This window comes from Methanocaldococcus lauensis (genome assembly GCF_902827225.1).
Lineage (GTDB): Archaea > AGJL01 > Methanococci > Methanococcales > Methanocaldococcaceae > Methanocaldococcus > Methanocaldococcus lauensis.
Window position 1 is genome coordinate 40,792 of record NZ_LR792632.1, and the last position, 18,549, is coordinate 59,340.

At 28.2% G+C, this 18,549-nt stretch carries 24 protein-coding genes; 14 read left to right on the plus strand and 10 right to left on the minus strand.

What is annotated here, in order from left to right; genetic code table 11:
* Positions 1-6: 6 nt before the first annotated feature.
* The 6 genes from KMP69_RS00225 to KMP69_RS00250 all read left to right on the plus strand — a co-directional run bounded on the left by KMP69_RS00225 (position 7) and on the right by KMP69_RS00250 (position 4,266).
* Entirely contained in the window at positions 7-597 is a 591-nt protein-coding gene (locus KMP69_RS00225; protein WP_214399982.1) for an RraA family protein, read from the plus strand.
* A 63-nt stretch (positions 598-660) separates the two neighbouring features.
* The gene (locus KMP69_RS00230; RefSeq protein WP_214399983.1) at positions 661-1,236 is read left to right on the plus strand and encodes a TIGR00267 family protein; all 576 of its coding nucleotides are present in this window, start codon (positions 661-663) and stop codon (positions 1,234-1,236) included.
* A gap of 18 nt (positions 1,237-1,254) precedes the next feature.
* A complete protein-coding gene (locus KMP69_RS00235) occupies positions 1,255-1,758 on the plus strand; it encodes a DUF2115 domain-containing protein (protein WP_214399984.1) in 504 nt (167 codons plus the stop codon).
* Positions 1,759-1,768: 10 nt separating this feature from the next.
* Positions 1,769-3,112: an FAD-dependent oxidoreductase gene (locus KMP69_RS00240; RefSeq protein ID WP_214399985.1), complete on the plus strand. Its 1,344-nt coding sequence runs from the start codon at positions 1,769-1,771 to the stop codon at positions 3,110-3,112.
* Between the two features lie 110 nt (positions 3,113-3,222).
* A complete protein-coding gene (locus KMP69_RS00245) occupies positions 3,223-3,705 on the plus strand; it encodes a hypothetical protein (RefSeq protein WP_214399986.1) in 483 nt (160 codons plus the stop codon).
* Positions 3,706-3,732: 27 nt separating this feature from the next.
* Positions 3,733-4,266, plus strand: a complete 534-nt coding sequence (locus tag KMP69_RS00250) for an adenylate kinase family protein (RefSeq protein ID WP_214399987.1) — start codon at positions 3,733-3,735, stop codon at positions 4,264-4,266.
* On the opposite strand, the gene KMP69_RS00255 is transcribed toward KMP69_RS00250, so the two are convergent.
* From KMP69_RS00255 to KMP69_RS00280, 6 genes are all read right to left on the minus strand, one after another.
* Positions 4,242-5,792: a carbamoyltransferase C-terminal domain-containing protein gene (locus KMP69_RS00255; protein WP_214399988.1), complete on the minus strand. Its 1,551-nt coding sequence runs from the start codon at positions 5,790-5,792 to the stop codon at positions 4,242-4,244. The genes KMP69_RS00250 and KMP69_RS00255 overlap by 25 nt on opposite strands.
* A 14-nt stretch (positions 5,793-5,806) precedes the next feature.
* Positions 5,807-6,100: an MTH1187 family thiamine-binding protein gene (locus KMP69_RS00260; protein WP_214399989.1), complete on the minus strand. Its 294-nt coding sequence runs from the start codon at positions 6,098-6,100 to the stop codon at positions 5,807-5,809.
* Positions 6,101-6,174: 74 nt separating this feature from the next.
* A complete protein-coding gene (locus KMP69_RS00265; protein ID WP_214399990.1) occupies positions 6,175-6,666 on the minus strand; it encodes a transcriptional regulator in 492 nt (163 codons plus the stop codon).
* A 118-nt stretch (positions 6,667-6,784) separates the two neighbouring features.
* Complete coding sequence (locus KMP69_RS00270; protein WP_214399991.1) at positions 6,785-7,513, minus strand: KaiC domain-containing protein; 729 nt, start codon at positions 7,511-7,513, stop codon at positions 6,785-6,787.
* Between the two features lie 22 nt (positions 7,514-7,535).
* On the minus strand, positions 7,536-7,802 hold the full coding sequence (locus KMP69_RS00275) for a hypothetical protein (RefSeq protein ID WP_214399992.1): 267 nt from the start codon (positions 7,800-7,802) through the stop codon (positions 7,536-7,538).
* A gap of 81 nt (positions 7,803-7,883) precedes the next feature.
* The gene (locus KMP69_RS00280) at positions 7,884-8,153 is read right to left on the minus strand and encodes a PRC-barrel domain-containing protein (protein WP_214399993.1); all 270 of its coding nucleotides are present in this window, start codon (positions 8,151-8,153) and stop codon (positions 7,884-7,886) included.
* A gap of 78 nt (positions 8,154-8,231) precedes the next feature.
* On the opposite strand from KMP69_RS00280, the gene KMP69_RS00285 reads away from it, so the two are divergent.
* Positions 8,232-9,947: a bifunctional NADP phosphatase/NAD kinase gene (locus KMP69_RS00285; RefSeq protein ID WP_214399994.1), complete on the plus strand. Its 1,716-nt coding sequence runs from the start codon at positions 8,232-8,234 to the stop codon at positions 9,945-9,947.
* 1 nt (position 9,948) lies between these two features.
* On the opposite strand, the gene KMP69_RS00290 is transcribed toward KMP69_RS00285, so the two are convergent.
* From KMP69_RS00290 to KMP69_RS00300, 3 genes are all read right to left on the minus strand, one after another.
* On the minus strand, positions 9,949-10,749 hold the full coding sequence (locus KMP69_RS00290) for an indole-3-glycerol phosphate synthase TrpC (protein ID WP_214399995.1): 801 nt from the start codon (positions 10,747-10,749) through the stop codon (positions 9,949-9,951).
* Positions 10,750-10,869: 120 nt separating this feature from the next.
* Positions 10,870-11,337, minus strand: coding sequence for a cell division protein SepF (gene sepF, locus KMP69_RS00295; RefSeq protein ID WP_214399996.1), 468 nt, complete (start codon positions 11,335-11,337; stop codon positions 10,870-10,872).
* Positions 11,338-11,341: 4 nt separating this feature from the next.
* Positions 11,342-11,899 (minus strand): Era-like GTP-binding protein, encoded by a 558-nt coding sequence (locus KMP69_RS00300; protein ID WP_214399997.1) that lies wholly within the window; start codon positions 11,897-11,899, stop codon positions 11,342-11,344.
* Between the two features lie 168 nt (positions 11,900-12,067).
* Between KMP69_RS00300 and KMP69_RS00305 the strand changes: the two genes are divergently transcribed.
* The 7 genes from KMP69_RS00305 (at position 12,068) to KMP69_RS00335 (ending at position 17,271) form a co-directional block, all read left to right on the plus strand.
* On the plus strand, positions 12,068-12,709 hold the full coding sequence (locus KMP69_RS00305; RefSeq protein ID WP_214399998.1) for an IS6 family transposase: 642 nt from the start codon (positions 12,068-12,070) through the stop codon (positions 12,707-12,709).
* A 203-nt stretch (positions 12,710-12,912) separates the two neighbouring features.
* Positions 12,913-13,626 carry a hypothetical protein gene (locus tag KMP69_RS00310; protein WP_214399999.1) on the plus strand — a complete coding sequence of 238 codons (714 nt, stop codon included), beginning with the start codon at positions 12,913-12,915 and terminating at the stop codon, positions 13,624-13,626.
* A 22-nt stretch (positions 13,627-13,648) separates the two neighbouring features.
* Positions 13,649-14,353 carry a hypothetical protein gene (locus KMP69_RS00315; RefSeq protein ID WP_214400000.1) on the plus strand — a complete coding sequence of 235 codons (705 nt, stop codon included), beginning with the start codon at positions 13,649-13,651 and terminating at the stop codon, positions 14,351-14,353.
* A 62-nt stretch (positions 14,354-14,415) separates the two neighbouring features.
* Positions 14,416-15,213 carry a 7-cyano-7-deazaguanine synthase gene (locus KMP69_RS00320; RefSeq protein WP_214400001.1) on the plus strand — a complete coding sequence of 266 codons (798 nt, stop codon included), beginning with the start codon at positions 14,416-14,418 and terminating at the stop codon, positions 15,211-15,213.
* A gap of 19 nt (positions 15,214-15,232) precedes the next feature.
* The gene (pssA, locus tag KMP69_RS00325; RefSeq protein ID WP_214400002.1) at positions 15,233-15,835 is read left to right on the plus strand and encodes a CDP-diacylglycerol--serine O-phosphatidyltransferase; all 603 of its coding nucleotides are present in this window, start codon (positions 15,233-15,235) and stop codon (positions 15,833-15,835) included.
* Positions 15,836-16,474, plus strand: coding sequence for a protein kinase (locus KMP69_RS00330; protein ID WP_214400003.1), 639 nt, complete (start codon positions 15,836-15,838; stop codon positions 16,472-16,474).
* Positions 16,475-16,503: 29 nt separating this feature from the next.
* Complete coding sequence (locus KMP69_RS00335; RefSeq protein WP_214400004.1) at positions 16,504-17,271, plus strand: proteasome assembly chaperone family protein; 768 nt, start codon at positions 16,504-16,506, stop codon at positions 17,269-17,271.
* 39 nt (positions 17,272-17,310) lie between these two features.
* On the opposite strand, the gene KMP69_RS00340 is transcribed toward KMP69_RS00335, so the two are convergent.
* On the minus strand, positions 17,311-18,531 hold the full coding sequence (locus KMP69_RS00340; RefSeq protein WP_214400005.1) for a methionine adenosyltransferase: 1,221 nt from the start codon (positions 18,529-18,531) through the stop codon (positions 17,311-17,313).
* Positions 18,532-18,549 lie beyond the last annotated feature (18 nt).

Sequence of the window (18,549 nt, forward strand, 5' to 3'; positions counted from 1 at the left end):
AATAGTATGAAGATATTAAAAAATTTTTCAGTACCTAACTTGTGTGATGCAGGGGCAATGCCTTTAAAAGACATTAAACCAATTTTAGAGAATCAAAAATTAATTTTTGGAGAGGTAATAACTGTAAAGATAAATTATGACGATTGGGGAACTTTAATTAAATCAATAAGTTTTGCTAAAGATAAAATTATAGTTGTTGAAGTTGTAGGAGAAAAAAAATATGAAACTGCTGTATGGGGAGGATTAGCCTCTTTAAATGCTAAAATTAAAGGAGTTAAAGGAGTAGTTATAGATGGTTGTGTTAGAGATTTAGAGGATATAAAATCATTAAAGTTCCCAGTTTTTGCAAAAAACTTTTGTCCAAGTGCAGGAAAACCTTTAAATTGTGGTAAGATAAATGTTCCTATAACTTGTGGAGATGTTTTAGTTAATCCGGGAGATATTGCTGTTGGAGACAACAATGGAGTGGCAATTATAAAAAAAGAAAATCTCCAAGAGATTATTGAAAATGCAAAATATATAAAAGAAAAAGAGAAAAAAATAAAAGAAAGAATTTTAAGAGGCGAAGATTTAAGAGACATTTTAAAATTAGAATAAAAATAAATTAAATAATAAATTTAATTGATATATTAAAATAATAAAATATTTAAAAGGTGATATGTGTTGAAAATTCCGCGTAGTTTGAAGTTAGTTTTAGAAATACTAAATAAAGAATCAGGAACGAGATATATTGTTAGAGGACTTATAGATGGAACTTTATCAGCTCTTGGAGTAGTTATTGGAGCCAGTGGTTCCTCAGATCCGTCAGTTATTATAGCCGCAGGTCTTGGAGGAGGAGTGGCTAATGGTTTATCTAATATCTTAGGAGCATTCACAGCGGAAAAGGCATCGTTAGAGAGAGACAGAATTCAAAAGGAAAAAAACTTATTAAAGCATAGTGGATATTTAAAAAAATCTATAATTTACAAAAGGGCTATTAGAGAAACTATGATCTGTGGGCTTATTGATGGAATATCTACAACAGTTGGATCTGCACTACCAATTATTCCATTTTTTTTATTTGATATAAAAACTGCCTTATATTTAGCAGTAGCAATAACTATATGTCTATTATTTATATTGGGTGTATTTATTGGAAACATTTCCAAGGAAAATGTTGTAATTTCAGGAATAAAAATGGTGATAGGGGCGATAATTGTAACATTCTTATGCTTTATGATAGAGAAAGCATTTTAAAATATAGATTGGGAAACTATGAAAGCTAAGGAGTTATTTGAAAAATTAAAAAAAGAACTTGATAAGTTTAGTATATATGACATAATGAAAATTAAGTGTTATATTGAAAAAGATGCTAAATATCTCCCAAATAAGTATAAAAATCATTATGTTGAATCAATGATGAAATATCTAATTGAAACATTTAATGAAATTAAAAGAAAAAAATCTAAAGAAATTAAAGATGAAGAAATTGATGAAGAAAAATTAAATGAAATGCTTAAAAGGATTGAAAGTTTTAAAAAGTATAATACTGAGGATGAGGAAACATTTATAAATCTTTCTAAAATATTATGTCCTTATTTAACTTTCATTGCAAAAAAACCCTTGCATCCAATATATTTAACATTCCCTGGAAACGTAAAAATTGTTAAAAAAGGTAATATCTATTATTGTCCTGTTAAAAATAAACAACTTAATGAATATTCATTGTGCGAATTTTGTGTGGCAAAAAGTATTGATGAATTAAAAAATAAATTATAATGGTGAAGAGATGAGGGCAGTAATTGTAGGGAGTGGAGCAGGAGGTTTAACAACGGCATCAACAATTAGAAAATACGATAAAGATATTGAGATAGTTGTAGTAACCAAAGAGAAAGAGATTGCCTATTCTCCTTGTGCTATTCCTTATGTAATTGAAGGAGTTATAAAGAGTTTTGACGATATAGTTATGCACACACCGGAATATTACAAAAAAGAAAGAAACATTGAAATATTAACTGAAACCACTGTTATAGATGTAAATTCAAAGGAAAATAAAATAATGTGCATAGATAAAGAAGGAAATAAATTTGAAATAGATTATGATTATTTAGTTTTAGCTACTGGGGCAGTTCCATTTATTCCACCAATTGAAGGGAAAGATTTAGAGGGAGTATTTAAGGTTAGAACTATTGAGGATGGAAGAAATATATTAAAATATATTGAAGAAAATAATTGCAGAAAAGTTGCTGTTGTAGGAGCTGGAGCTATAGGTTTAGAAATGGCTTATGGTTTAAAGAAAAGAGGTTTAGAAGTTTTAGTTATTGAAATGGCTCCTCAGGTTTTACCAAGATTTTTAGATCCAGACATGGCTGAAATCGTCCAAAAATATTTGGAAAAAGAAGGAATTAAAATTATATTGTCAAAACCTTTGGAAAAAATTGTAGGAAAAGATAGAGTTGAAGCAGTTTGTGTTGATAATAAATTATATGATGTTGATATGGTAATAATGGCTACTGGTGTAAGACCAAATATAGAATTGGCAAAAAAGGCAGGATGTAAAATAGGTAAATATGCTATAGAAGTCAGTGAAAAAATGCAAACATCAATTCCAAATATATATGCAGTTGGAGACTGTGTTGAAGTAACTGATTTCATAACTGGGGAGAAAACATTATCTCCATTTGGATCAACTGCTGTAAGGCAGGGAGTTGTTGCTGGTAAAAACATTGCAGGAATTGAAGCAAAATTTTACCCAGTTTTAAATTCAGCAGTTAGTAAAATTGGAGATTTAGAAATTGGTGGAACTGGATTAACAGCATTTTCTGCCAATTTAAAAAGAATACCTATAATTATTGGTAAAGCAACAGCATTAACAAGAGCAAGATACTATCCAGGAGGAAAGAGAATAGATATTAAGATGATATTTAATGAAGATTGTAGAGTTGTTGGATGTCAAATTGTTGGAGGAGAAAGAGTCGCTGAAAGAATTGACGCAATGTCAATTGCAATATTTAAAAAAGTTACAGCTGAAGAACTTGCTAATATGGAATTCTGCTATGCTCCACCAGTTTCTATGGTGTATGAGCCTTTATCTTTAGCCGTAGAAGATGCATTAAATAAACTTATCAAATAATAAAAGTTAAATAAATAATAATTACTAAATATTACTAAATACAATTATGGTTAAATATTTAACTTAGTTTTTATTAAATATTTACTTTAAAATTTAACGAGGGTTGTGTTATGGTTATAAAAAAAATCATAAAAAAAATTAGAGGAAATAAAGACCTTCCTACACCCATTGAAGTTCCTGAAGAGGAAGAATATATCGTCATTGGAGAAGAAAAACCAGCTTATATATTAGAAGAAGAAAAAAAAGAAGAACTACAAAATGTAGAAACAGAAAACATAAAAGAGGTTGAAGTTAAGGAAGTCGTAAAAATTGAAAAAATTTTACCTAAATTGTATGTTGTTAGAATTAAACATCCCTTAGACTTCGAAAAGATTAAGGATAATATTCCCGAGTATGATGTTATAATAGTAAACTTAGAAGAGGTTCCATTTGAATCCATAATCAAAGAACTCAATGAATTTAGAGATTATATGAATGTTTTAAATTACAGATTGGGATTCATCGCTGAAAATGTACTATTAGCATATAAGGATGATGTTATATTAGATAAATATGTCTCAGAAATTTCTGACGATGCTGAAAATATAGAATAAACTTTTTTATTATTTTTTGGTGATTTAATGAGAATTGCCATAACTGGAACTCCGGGAGTAGGAAAGACAACAGTATCTAAGGTTTTAGGAGATAAATTAGGAATAAAAGTTATAGATATAACTGAGTTTGTTAAAAAATATAAACTATATAAGGAAAAAGATATAGATATGGACTCTTATGTTATTGATTTTGAAAAATTAGAAAACTTTATTAAAAAAATTGAAGATAAAGAAAAAACTATAATTTTAGATGGACATGTATCACACTTATTAAATCCTGATTATACGATAGTTCTTAGATGCAATCCAGAGATTATTAAAAAAAGATTAGAAGAGAGAGGATATAAGCCAAAAAAGGTTTTGGAAAATGTTCAAGCAGAAATATTAGATGTTTGTTTATGTGAAAGTAAAGGCAAAGTTTATGAGATAGATACGACAAATAGAGATGTTGATGATATTGTCAATGAGATTATTGAAGCAATAAAACATAAAAAAGAGAGAAAGGGTATTGTAGATTGGATTAATCAATATTTTGACTATTTAACTTTAGAGATTAAATAATTTCCTAATAGTAGAGCGTCAAAATCTGCTGTTAAAAAGCTTTTTATTGCATCTTTTTCGTTGCAAACTATTGGCTCTCCGTGTATATTAAAAGATGTATTTAAAACTACTGGAACTTCAGTTATGTCATATATATATTTTATTAAATTATAATATGTCTCATTTGATTCTTTTTTTAATGTTTGTGGCCTTGTAGTTTTATCTACATGAACTACTCCTTCAATTTCTTTTATTTTGTCTTCTTTAACTTTAAATATTTGCGTCATAAATGGAGAATATCTTGGATTTATTAAATAATCCTCTATATACTCATAAAGTATTGTAGGAGCAAATGGCATAAACCAATCTCTTTTTAATTTTTTGTTTATTTTTTCTTTATTTTCCTTTGTAGGTAAAGATATAATACTCCTATTTCCCAAAGCCCTTGGACCAAATTCCATTTTACCTCTTGCTATACATACAATATTATTTTCAACTATTAAATTACCAACAACCTCAGGAATGTCCTTTTCTTCAATAAAGTCTATTTTGTAATTTTTAAGTTTGTTTTTTATATCTTCCAATATTTTTTCAATATTCTCATTTTTAATTTCATATCCAAAGTATGTATTTATTAAATTAATTCTGTCTATTCTTTTATCTAATAAACTTGCTCCTAAACAAAGCCCTTCATCACCCATAAAAGGAGGGACAAATAGATTATACTTTTCAGCAATTTTTGAGTTTAACTTAACATTCTGAGATACACCTCCAACAAATACAACATTATATATATCATATTCATAAGTTAAACTATTTATAGCCTTTAAAACAATATCTTCCAAAGTTTTTTGAGCAAATTTTGATATTTTTACTTTATCTTCAAAAGATAATTTATATTTGTTATTTAGATAAGGAATCATAAGTTTTTTTAATGCTTTGGTAGCTTCATAACCAATAACACCTAAATAGTTTTTAAATGATTTTATCCCCTCAATATAATCAATAACCTTTAAATTTATATTATCTTCACAATCAAAAGAGGATAATGACATAACCTTACCTTCGTCTTTCATTGGTTTAAAACATAGTAGTTCAGTTATTGAAGCATAAAAATCTCCAACTGAATCTATTAAATCACTTTGAGCAATAATCTCTAAATCTTTTTTATTAGCAATTGATGCCAAAAAAGAGAGTCCATCCCCTCCCCCATCAATTGAAATAACTAAGGATTCTTTAAAATTTGATAATTTATATAGATATGAATGTGCCATATGATGATAAATGTATAAAAATTTTTTCTTTATTTTATTTTGAAAATTTTTTAATTTCTTTATTCTTTCTCCTCTCCTAAAAACTCCCCCAACAGAAACATATTCAATGTTTTCAGCATCAACATTGCTTAAAATATAATTTATAGAGTTTTCTGGGAAACCCCTTTGATTTTTTTTTCTTGTAAATCTTTCTTCACTAATAGCATATAAAATATTGTTTTTATCAATTAATGAGGCACTTGCGTTATGTCCATCACATAACCCTAAAATCATATAAACACCAAAAATCATCGTTCTCCAATTGCCTTTAACTTTCTCTCAATAGTATTTTCTTTATCTTTTCTTTCATCAATTTTTAAACTACTTACAACTCTATCCACATCATTTAAGACAGTTGAATGTGCCTCTTTAAATGCTTTTAAAATTTCATCCAAATCCCCTTCTAACACTGTGCCCATTGCGTTTGTTTCAACTTTTAAGCTGTATTTTTTAAAAACATCAATAGCCTTTTTAACATACTTTGAAACACTTGCACCTTTTCCCAATGGGATTATTGAAACTTCTGCCACGACTTTTCTCACAATTATCACCTAATAAAAACAAAAATAGATGTAAAATTTTTAAGAGATAGTATAAATAAAAGAAATTAAAGCGTTTATTCTAATTCTTTTAATGCTTCTTTTAAGATTTCTTTAACTTTTTCTAATTTCTTAGCTAACTCTTCATTCTCTTTCTTAAGTTTTTCAATTTCTTCTTCTAATTTCTTAATATTTGCCAATTTTTCTTCTATGTCTTCTTTTCTTACAACAGCCTCTAAGAATTTCTCAACTTCTTCAATATTCAATTCTCCTCTCTTTAACATCTCATAGGTTTCTATTACTAATTTACCTGCCTTAGTTTCTCCTTTTAAGTGCTTTCTAATTGTTTGTTCAGTTCTTCCCAACTCATCAGCAATTTCTCTTATTGTGTAACCTGCCTTTTCTCTTGCCAAAGCTCCTGCGGCAATTGCTAATGAATCAACCCATGTAACTTTTTCAACAGGATCCTTTATTAAATCCAAAATTTCTGGTCTAAAAAGAGTACCTAAAATTAAAACATGTTCTAATTTGTCTATTTCTGTTCTTGATGTTGGCACCAATGGAATCATATTTTATCCCCCACTTTAATTTTTATTGTCTACATATAATATATACCGTTAAAGTTCTATATAAATCTTTTGATTAAAAATAAAATTATTAATAAATAAAAATGATTGAATATACAACTTATCTAAGTTTTAAAACCTTATCAGCATATACAATTATTCCCTTATTAGTTATTTCAAATGGATGTCTTTTTAATGAGTGGCTTGTTCCTCTCATTTTCCAAACGATTAAACTTCTTTTAAGTTCTCCATTAATTTCATCTAAATCTAATCTTATAATTCCATCAACTGCATGCTCTACTCCTGGCCCTCCAAAACCTCTTTCTCCAACTGATATTTGAGAAGTAAATATTGCAGTACAACCTAATCCAGCAATAACTCTTTTTAGTAAGAATACGGTTTTTCTTGCCATCATTGGCTTAGTTAAATATAATGTAGTAACAGAATCTATTCCAATCCTTTTAGCGCCTATCTCATCTATTGCAGTTTTTAAGACATCTACTAACTCTCTCTCATCGTTAGGATCGTAAACAACATACTTTTCTCTTTTTGCGGCACTTCCAATGCCATAGGTAAATGCGTCTATTATAGCAAATTTTCCTTCTTCTTCTAACTTTCTAACGTCCCATCCAAACTGCTTCATATTTTCTCTAATTTGGACAGGATGTTCCTCTAATGCTACTAAAACTCCTGGTTCGTTGTAATCTACTACTCCCTTGTATAAAAATTGTTGGCAAAATATTGATTTTCCAGTTCCTGGACCTCCTGATAATAATACAACATTCCTCTCTGGTATTCCCCCATGTAGTATTTCGTCCATTCCAGGAATTCCAGTTTTTACTCTTCTCATTTTCTCACCTTATTTTTAATTTTTACTTCATATTTCTATCAGGAATATCATCTAAAATCATCAAGGAGCCATAAACTTCTACACAACAAACTTTAGATGGATCAATAATAGCAAATGACTTAGTATCTGTATTCCAAATAATTATAGGATCTTTTTTTCCAGTCCATAAGTACTTCATTATTGTATCTTTTAATCGAGTTACTGAGTCAAAATCAAATTCACCTTCTAATTTATTACTGCCCTCAAAATAAACTATCAAGTATAATTTATCTCCTTTTTTTTTGGTCATATTATTCACTTTTAATACACTTTTAGGGTTTATTTTTATAGATACTTATAAATTATATTAAATTATGTTAATATTTAATAATTATTTCTTTAAAAATCCATAGTTAGCTTCTGCAGGAGGTTTAACTAGTATTATATTCCCAATGGCTGTGATTAAGTTAAATGGTAAAACGACTTTCTTTGAAGGATCAGTAACATATTCTTTTAAACATCCATTTTGAATATCAGAAACTATTAAACCACTAATTACTCCCTTGCTTAAATCTATCATCACATCATAAACTTTTCCAATGTATATTGCAGATGTTGTATAGATTGGTTTGTCTAATAAATCACTAACTCTAATTGCCATAGTTTCACCTTATAATTAAAGAATTTTATTTAATGTTTATTTAATTTATATTTATTTATAATTTTTTGTGTGATAGTTATGGAAGGTTTAAAAATTGGAATGAAAGTTATTGAAGAGATTGACAAAAAGATAAAGCCATTAATTGGTTGGGAAAAAGCTGACGAAATAGTAAAAATAGGAGCAGATGGAACTCCAACTAAGAGAATAGATCTTATTGCTGAAAATATTGCTATAAGTATATTAGAAAAGTATGGAGGAGGCATTTTAATAAGTGAGGAAATTGGTTTAAAAGTAGTTGGTAACGATTTAGAGCATATATTTATTTTAGATCCAATAGATGGAACATACAACGCTTTGAAATCTATTCCTATTTATTCAACATCTATTGCCGTTACAAAAATTAGAAGTGAAGATAAAAAATCAATTAGAGAGAATATTAACGATTTAAAATGGATTAAAAATTTTATAGCAAGTAGATATAATATAAACGATTTATATATCGGAATTGTAAAAAATTTAGCTACTGGAGATATATACTATGGTATTAAAGGCTATGGAAGTTTCTTAGAGAAGGATAAAGAAAAAATAAAGATCAAAACTAATAATATAAAGAGCTTAAGTGAGGCATCAGTTGGATTATTTGTTTATGGGTTATCTAATGACCTTTTAGAATTCTTAAAAGAGGGAAAAGTTAGGAGGATTAGATTATTCGGCTCAACCGCCTTAGAAATGTGTTATGTTGTTAGTGGTGCATTAGATGCCTATATAAATGTTAATGAAAACTCTCGACTATGTGATATTGCAGGAGCTTATGTAATATGTAAGGAAGGAAATGCTGTAATAACTAACAAAAATGGGAAAGAGTTAAATATAAAGTTAGATTTGATGGAAAAAACTTCTTTAATTGTTAGTAATAAATATTTACATAAAAAGTTAATATCTCTTTTTGGAAATAAGTGGGTTATAAAGCCAATAAGATTTGGGATAGTAGTTAGAGAAGATAAAAAAGAGGCAATTGAATTGGCTATAAAAGTTTGTGAGTATTTAAAAAACAAAAATATACCTTACTGTGTTGAGCCATTTTTAAAAGATATAGTTGGAGGAGAACCTTTTAATATTCAAAAAATATCTCACATCATAGCAATAGGGGGAGATGGAACTATATTGAGAGCTTCGAGGTTAGTTAATGGTGAAGTAGTTCCAATAATTGCAGTAAATATGGGAAAAGTTGGATTTTTATCTGAATTTAGTAAAGATGAAATTTTTAAAGTAATTGATAAAGTAATCTCTGGAGATTATGATATAGAAAAAAGAAGTAAATTAAAATGTGAAATTATAAAAGATAATAATGTTATAGAAACTCCATCTGCCCTAAATGAGATGGTTGTTATTACCAAAAATCCAGCAAAAATTTTAGAGTTTGAATTATATATCAATGATAATCTCATAGAAAATGTTAGAGCTGATGGAATTATTATATCGACGCCAACGGGTTCTACAGCTTATTCATTAAGTGCTGGTGGTCCCATAGTATCTCCAAATGTAGATTGCTTTATAATAACTCCAATATGCCCTTATAAACTATCTTCTCGACCTTTAGTAGTTCCAAGTTCAGATAAAATTAAATTAAAACTTAAATTAGATAAACCCGCTCTATTGGTAATAGATGGTAGTGTTGAATATGAAATAAATAGAGATGATGAATTAATATTTAAAAAATCAGATAGTTATGCATATTTTGTAAAAGGACAGAGTTTTTATGATAAATTAAACAGATGTTTTGGTGTAAAATAAGTTATTTTTTAGCTAATTCATTAACCTTTTCTTTAATATTCTCACTCTCCATTATAGAAGAGCCAATTAGTGCAGAATCTACAAATTTTAATATATAGTTTAAATCTTCTTTATTATAAATTCCACTCTCTCCAACTTTTATTTTATTGTTTGGAATTAATGGGGCTAATTTTTCAGTAGTAGATAAATCTATTTTCAATGTTTTTAAATCTCTATTGTTTATCCCTATTATCTTAGCCCCTGTATCTAAGGCAATATCTATTTCTTCCTCATTATGTGTCTCAACTAAACACTCTAAGTCATTCTCCTTAGCATAATCTAAGAATTCTCCAATGTCTTCTCCTAAAACAGAAACCATCAACAAAATAGCATTAGCTCCAATTTCACTGGCAATGTCTATCTGATAAAAATCAACGATAAAATCTTTCATCAATATTGGAATATCAAATTTTCTCGCGACTATTAAATTATAATAACTTCCATTAAAGTATTTTGGTTCTGTTAAAATAGATATTCCACAACATCCTCCATCAATCATCTCTTTTGCTATATTTTCAACATCTTTAAGATTTATCTTTTTTATATTTCCTTTTGATGGAGATGACGGTTTAATTTCGGTTATTATAGGATTTTTTATCTCTTTTACCTTTTTTATACTCTTAGATAATTTTAATTTTTTCTTTTTTTCAATATCTATATCTTTATTTTCAATAAAACTTCTTAAATCTTGAATTATATTTTTCCTTTTTTCTAATTCAATCATTTTTTTTCTATCAGCAACAATTTTTTTTAAGACATCCATAATTACCCCTTCAAATAGATTGAATAAAACTTAAAATTAAAAAATTAATTTTATTAATTAAATTTAAATATAATTGAACATAAATTAAAAATAAAATAATTAATAATTGGAAAAACTTGATCACTCTTCTTTTTCCGTTTCCTTTTTTTCTTCATTTGTATCTTTTTCTTCTTTAATATATTTATCTAAGATTTTATTTTTTTTAGGTTCTTCTTTCTGTTTTTCTATAACGACATTTTTTGGAGTAATCAACAAATGCTCGTCTCCTAAAATAATTACATTACCACCATTTTTTAAAACTTCATTTCTAATTTTTTTAATTATTTCAATAAATTCATCATCGATTTCTTTTTCTAAGTTTGGAGTTTTTGCAATTACTATATATCCAGCCTCAGCTAAGACTATGGCGGTTACAGCATCTTTATCATCTTCAATGCTACAAACTTTTATAACTATTTTTTCTTCTTCTACTGGGGTTATTGGGATCTCCTCAATTTCTCCTAAGTAATCATCTATAGTAACTGGAGCTGGAGGGGTTAGATTTCCAGTATTTTTACCTTTTAAAAGTTTTTTAATTTTTTCCAGCATCAAATCACCTTTTTAAGTATCTTATAATTGTATCTAACAATTCTGGAATTCCTTCAAAAGTTTTTGCAGATACAAATATTGGAGTATTTTTTAATCTATTTTCTACATATTTTTTTAATATTTCTTTATCAATATTGTTTAATAAATCACATTTATTAATTACCACTATAATAGGTTTTTGGTATCTAAATTTTAATAAGTGGTGGAGTTTTTCAAAACTTCTTAATAATCCTATACTACCATCAATTACATGGATAATCATATCAGAATCGTTTATTTCTTTAAAAGTTTTTTCTAAGATTTTTGGCGTCATAATTGGAGATTGCTTATCTGATGTTGTATATAAACCTCCTAAATCTACAAAAACTATATTTATAAACTCTGGATTTTCTTTACTTCTCCCAATCTTTAACTTTCCCCAGTATCTTTTTATTGGCATTTTTGTAGTTCCCCCAACTTCAGAGACTAATGAGACATACCTTCCAAATAAAGCGTTCATTATAGAAGATTTTCCGGAATTTTCAGGTCCTAATATTGCTATTTTGAACTTTCTATCTTCCATACTCTCACAAAAAGAATTTTATTCCTCAATTTTTCAATACCATCACATTATAAATACTAAATGTATATTAAATTTTATAATTTTTTCATAAAGAAAGATTTATGAACCAAACAGAGGTTGTCAATATAAAAATTTAATAATAAGGATGTGTAAAAAAAATAGAAAAATATGAATCTTACGATAGAAACGCTAAAGGAGAGGATAGGGAAGAATATTTTTAAGAGGAATAAGAAGTCGATAGAGATTAAAATCTTAGCTGGGATTTTGTATTACTTAGGGTTATCGTTAAGGAAAGTCAGTTTGTTTCTCTCTCAATTTGAGAGTATAAGCCATGAGTCGGTTAGAACGTATTATCACAAGATTAAGGAGATTTTAAATGAGCCTGAAAGAAAGACAAGAAACTTAATCGCAATCGATGAGACTAAACTAAAGTTTGGAAACGAAACTATTTACGTATGGTCTGCCATCGATGTAGAATCTAAAGAATGCTTAGGGATTTATATCTCTAAAACAAGAAGCTGCCTCGATACTATATTATTCGTAAGAAGTATATTAAAATTTTGCTCGAATAAACCTAAGATTTTAGTCGATGGTGGTAGATGGTATCCATGGGCATTACAGAAATTAGGCCTAAAATTCGAAAGAGTTCGATTTGGATTAAGAAATTGTGTAGAAAGTTTCTTCTCCCTACTTAAACGAAGAACTAAATCTTTCTATAACCGATTCCCTAATAATTGTAAATTCGTTACCGTTATCAGCTGGTTTAAATCCTTCGTCTCCTTCTATAACTGGCTGCTCTCTTTATCTTGACAGTCTCAACCAAACATTTAAAAAACTTATTATAGAACCGTTAATTTACCTTCCATATTTTAAAGAAAGTTCATAAAACCATACAACCACAAAGTATATATTTAATTTAAAATCAATAAGAAAATTAATAAGCATATATAAATAAAATAATTACATAAATATTATTACTATACTTAACTTAAAATTATTGTTAGGTGATAATTATGGTAAAGTATGGAATAAAAATTGATGATGAAAATGTGGAGATTGTAAAATATTCAACAGTATATACTGAGGAAGGTGTTGAAGAGTTGGAAGAGACATATATGTTAATTAAAGCAGATGATTATGAAAGAATTTTAGGAAAATATGAACCATTTCCAAAAAAAGATGTTAGATTTGTAGGTAACTTAGATGATTTAAAAGTGGTTAGAGGACAAGAAATGAGAACTGCAGTTCCAATTCCATTATCTATATGTAGGGCAAAATATTTAAAAAGAATTGAGGAGGAAGATGAGAGAATTACATATTTAGATATTAATGGAGCTCCAATTCAAAGAGGTATTATTGTAGGTATCGTTGTAGGAGTTCAGCATAGAAAAACATCTACCGGCAAAGATTATACGATATTTAGAGTATTTGATGGTTATGGTTGGGGAAGATTGAGATTGTTTGGTATAAAGGCAAATCCAGAGATCTTTACAGGAATGTTTATAAGAGGTTTTGTAAGATTTGGATATATGGAGTTTAGAACTGAAGAAGGAGATATTAGAAAGGCAATATCTTTAACATTGAATGATATGCCAGTAATTGTCCAACCAAAAGAATACTTTGTCCATAAAAAGTTTATAGATGAAGTCATTATGCCAAGGATAAAATCAAAAGAAGATGAGGACATTGAAGAATCTGAGGAAGAAGAAATAGAAGCAAGCAGTTAAAAATATCATTTGGTGATATACTATGGTATTGGGAAAAATATCTTCACTATTACCAAATTCACAGATTTTAACAAAAGTTAAAATTGTAGATATAAGAAAGAAGGAAAGTGAGGAAGGTTCTGTATTTTACATTGGAATTATGGTGGATAGGGATGGAGTAGCAAATTTTATAACAACGATTCCCTTAGAAAAAGGAAAATGTTACGAAATATTTGGAAGGATTACTGAAGAAAAAAGTGTCAGAATTATTGAAAAGGTTATTAAGGGAGTTAAATATCCAAGAGAAATCCCAGAAATTCCTGAAGAGGAATTATATAACAGAGGGGAAGTTTTAGATGTAAAAGTCCCTGCTATATTAGAAGTTTCTCCATCCACTATATTTGTAAATTATTACTGTAAAATATGTAAGGGTATAGTTGATGCAAAAATCAAACCAAGAGGTATGGTTTATATATGTAGAAACTGCGGAGAAATAGACCCAGAAGATGTAGATGTAAAAATAAAAGTATTTGGAAAAATACATTTTGGAACTTTATCAAAAAGATGCTACATCCCTCCTGCAACATTAGAAAACTTTATACCTGGAATTATAGATATGCTTGATGAGTATGGTATTGAGGATACAATTAGAGAGATTTGTATAAAACTACATGGGAAGACATTTTTAGTTAGAGGATTTGAAGGAAAAGAAGGAAATTACATTATAACAGATATGGAAGATATATAAATATGAGGTTATTATTAACACACAAATATTATTTTATTCTTAGGTTTTTGTAGGTTATAAATATGGAGATAGAAAAAATTATTGAAGAAAAAATAAATAAAAAATTGATTGAATTAAGATTAAAAAATTCTTTGGAAATTTTAGAAAAATTAAATTTAAGTAATAATGTAAAATATGCTTTAAAAAATATGCTTTTAAGGAGATTAAATGGAGAAAAGGATTTTTATAAAATCTCTATTGATGAAGAGGAGAAACCAAAATCTGTAATTGCATTCAGTGGCGGAGTTGATAGCACAACATCCTTAATAATTGCCAAACAAATATTTAATGTAAAGGCTGTTTCTTGCTATTCAAAGTACATAATAACTGATGATATAAAAAAAAATATTAAAAGTTTGGCTAAACATTTAAAGGTAGATTTGGAATTTATAGACATTGATTTAGAAGATGTTTATAAAAAGGTTGTTGAGGGGAGATTTCATCCCTGCGGTAGATGTCACAAAATCATTGAAGAATCTGTTTTAAATTATGCAAAGAAAGTTAATGCTGAATTTGTTATATTTGGAGATTTATTAGCGTTTGGATATCTATCACTATATAGGATAGACAATAATATTTTTAGGTTTAATTTACCTTCTTTTTTTGCTCTAACTAAGGATGAAGAAAGAGAGATATTAAAAAATAATAAAATTTTTATAGAATCATCTTATGGTTGCCCTTTGCTAAAAGTTTATCATAAATACAATAGAGGATATAAATTTTCAATCCAAAGAATATTGAGAGAAGTCAGAGGGAGAGTTATTAGTGAAGAGGAAGGATTTAAAAATATAGTTGAACTTATTGAAAATTTAGAGGATTAAAAAATTAGATGGGATACTTATGTTTAATATTAGAAAAATCTTAACAGTATCAGATTATGTAACAATGCTAAATATTATCTCTGGTCTCTTAGCAATATTTTTAAATAGTTTTTCCTTTGTTTATTTAGCAGTTATTTTTGATTCCTTAGATGGGTATGTTGCGAGAAAAACAAATACTGTCTCTGACTTCGGGGCTGAACTTGATAGTATTTCAGATGTTGTTAGTTTTGGAGTGGCTCCCGCATATTTATTATATACAAATTTTGAATCTACATTATCTTTAATATCTGCCATAATATTCTGCCTTTGCGGTGCTTTGAGATTAGCAAGATTTGGAATATTGAATGTTAAGGGCTTTATTGGACTACCAATACCGGCTGGGGCTTTATTAGTTGTAAGTTTTTGTCAATTAATTAACAATAAAATGATAGATTCAATATTTGCCATATTTGTGGGATTACTAATGATTAGTGATGTAAAATACCCAAAATATCCAAAGAAAATATTTATTTACATGTTTGCAATATCTTTAATTTTAGCAATGTTTGGAATTCCTCACTTTGCCTTATTATTATGTTTAATATATGCAATCTATGGTTTAATCAAACACTTTAATAGGTGATTGAAAATTAAAGAGGAGATTTTAAAAAAAATTCCAGAAAATATATTAAATATAGAAGCATTGAATAGATTAAAGGAGATTAAAAAAGTAAAGATTATAGATGTCTTAGGAAAGGGACATAGGGGGGTTGTATTAAAAGGAATATACAATAATAAAGAGGTGGCTATAAAAATTCCAAGAAAGGATAGTCCAAAAAATACTATAGAAAATGAGGCAATGATTTTAAATATGCTAAAAAAATATAATATTGCACCAAAAGTTTATGACTATGGTGAAGATTATTTAATTATGGAATTTATAGATGGGGAGGAGTTAAAATCTGCAGTAGATAAGTTAGAAAAAAATAAATTATTGAAGGTCGTTGAAGATATATTAAGGATTACTTTAAAACTTGACAACCTTGGAATAGAGCATAAAGAAATTCAAGGGGGAAGACATTTTTTAATAACCAATGAAAAAACTTACATTATTGACTTTGATAAGGCAAAGATAAAAAAAACTACTAAAAACTTTACTGGGGCAATTGCATTATTATTTGGTGAAGGTAAAATATCAAAAACAATTAGGGAAAAGCTGAATATTGATAATGATGAAATAACTTTCATAAGAAAATTTGCAAAAACTTATAAAAAACTTTAAAGATAATAAAATTATTAAGGTGATGTCATATGGTTAAGATTATTACAAGAGTTATAAAAGAGATTGAACCTCTAAAAAATGCTCTATTAATTGAAGGATTACCTGGAATTGGACACGTTGGTAGATTAGCGGCTGAGCATTTAGTTCATGAATTTAATGGAGAATTATTTTTAGAGTTATTCTGTTATGATTTCCCTCCACAAGTTTTAGTTAAGGATGATGGGACAATTGAGTATATGAGTGCTAAATTCTATGCCATAAGAGAGCCAAAGCCAATGATAGTTGTTTTAGGTAATACTCAGGCATTATCTCCTATAGGACAGTATCATTTAGCAGAAGAAATCGTAAAAATTGGAATAAAGTATGGGGCAAATTTCGTTTATACATTAGGTGGTTTTGGTGTTGGAAAGTTATGTGAAGAAATTAAGGTTTATGGAGCCACAACATCAAAAGAACTTGCTGAAAAACTTAAAGAGCATGGAATTTTATTCAGAACAGATGGAGGGGGGATTGTTGGAGCTGCAGGTTTAATGCTAATGTTTGCAGATTTAAATGGAATTCCAGGAATTTGCTTAATGGGAGAAACTCCTGGTTATTTAATTGATCCAAATGCGGCAAAGGCTGTTTTAGAAAAATTTTGCAAACTTGAAAATATAGAAGTTGATATGACAGAGTTAGAGAAGAGGGCTAAGGGTATGGAGCAGTTTATTGAAAAGATTAAGAAGTTTGAAGAAGAGATGTTAAAGGCAGCTCAAGCAAAACCACCAAGTGATGAAGATTTAAGATACATTGGATAAAATAAAAATTAAAAAATTATTTTTTTTGTATTTTTAGATTTAGAATGTATTTACTTTGCCTTCAACTATCATTTTTTGAACTTCCATAATATTATCTAACCACTTATTTGCAATTTCTTTTGCTTTTGGTTCTATTTCTTTTATATCATAGCCATTTTCTGTAATTATCTCAATATCTAATGCCTTTGGTTCATTTATTGGCTTACCAATTTGACTCAATATTCTTACATAACACTCCTTAACTCCTTCTAATTTTGCTATATCATTTGCTATTAAGTTAGCTAAGATATTATAAATCTTTCCAACATGATTTACTGGGTTTTTACCGCTCGCCGCTTCCATACTCATAGGTCTAAATGGTGTTATTAATCCATTAACCCTATTCCCTCTACCAACAGAACCATCATCTCCCATTTCTGAAGAAGTTCCTGTAACAGTTAAATAGACACTTCCTCTTTCGTAATCATCTGCAGTATTTATATTTACTTCTACTTCATATCCATTTGCTATTTTTTTAGCCAAATCTTCAACTTTTTCTTTTACTTTTCTAATAACTTCTTTATACTCTTCAATATTTTTAACATACTTATCAACAACAGCCATAGCAATAGTTAAAGTTATCTTATTCCCTTCTCTTAAACCCATAACTTTTATATCCTCTCCTACTGCTGGAATTTCTTTTTTTAATTCATCACTATTTAAAAATCTTTCAGTTTCTAAAACTAATTTTTCAGTAGTTGATAATGGAGCGTAGCCAACACCAAATGATGTATCATTTGCCAAAGGAACTTTATTTTTTTGCCTTTCAAAAACATCTATTAAATCCATACTACCCTGTCCAATTCTACAGTCAATAATTACATCTTTATCAATATCAATATTTCTTAGAACCTTTTTTAAGTATTCTTTGGCGGCTTTAACTGCTGTAGTTCCAACAGGCAATTTAATAATTTCATTCTTTTCTCTATCATAGATTTCCATTGTGGCTCTACCAGATAATAAAATATATATTGGACTTACAAGTTCTCCTCCACCAAACTTTGGATAAGCATGCCCACCAACAAGTTCTACTTGATCAGTATTGTGATGCAAAATAGTTCCAAATTTTTCAATATACATTTTACACAATGCCCTACTAACGCTTTCTGCTATACCGTCACAAATTGAATCCGGATGTCCCAACCCTTTTCTTTCAACGATCTCAACTTCTCTTTCTTCTATTGGCTCAATATCTAATTTTTTTACAATTATGTTTCTCATTATGTATCACCTTAAACA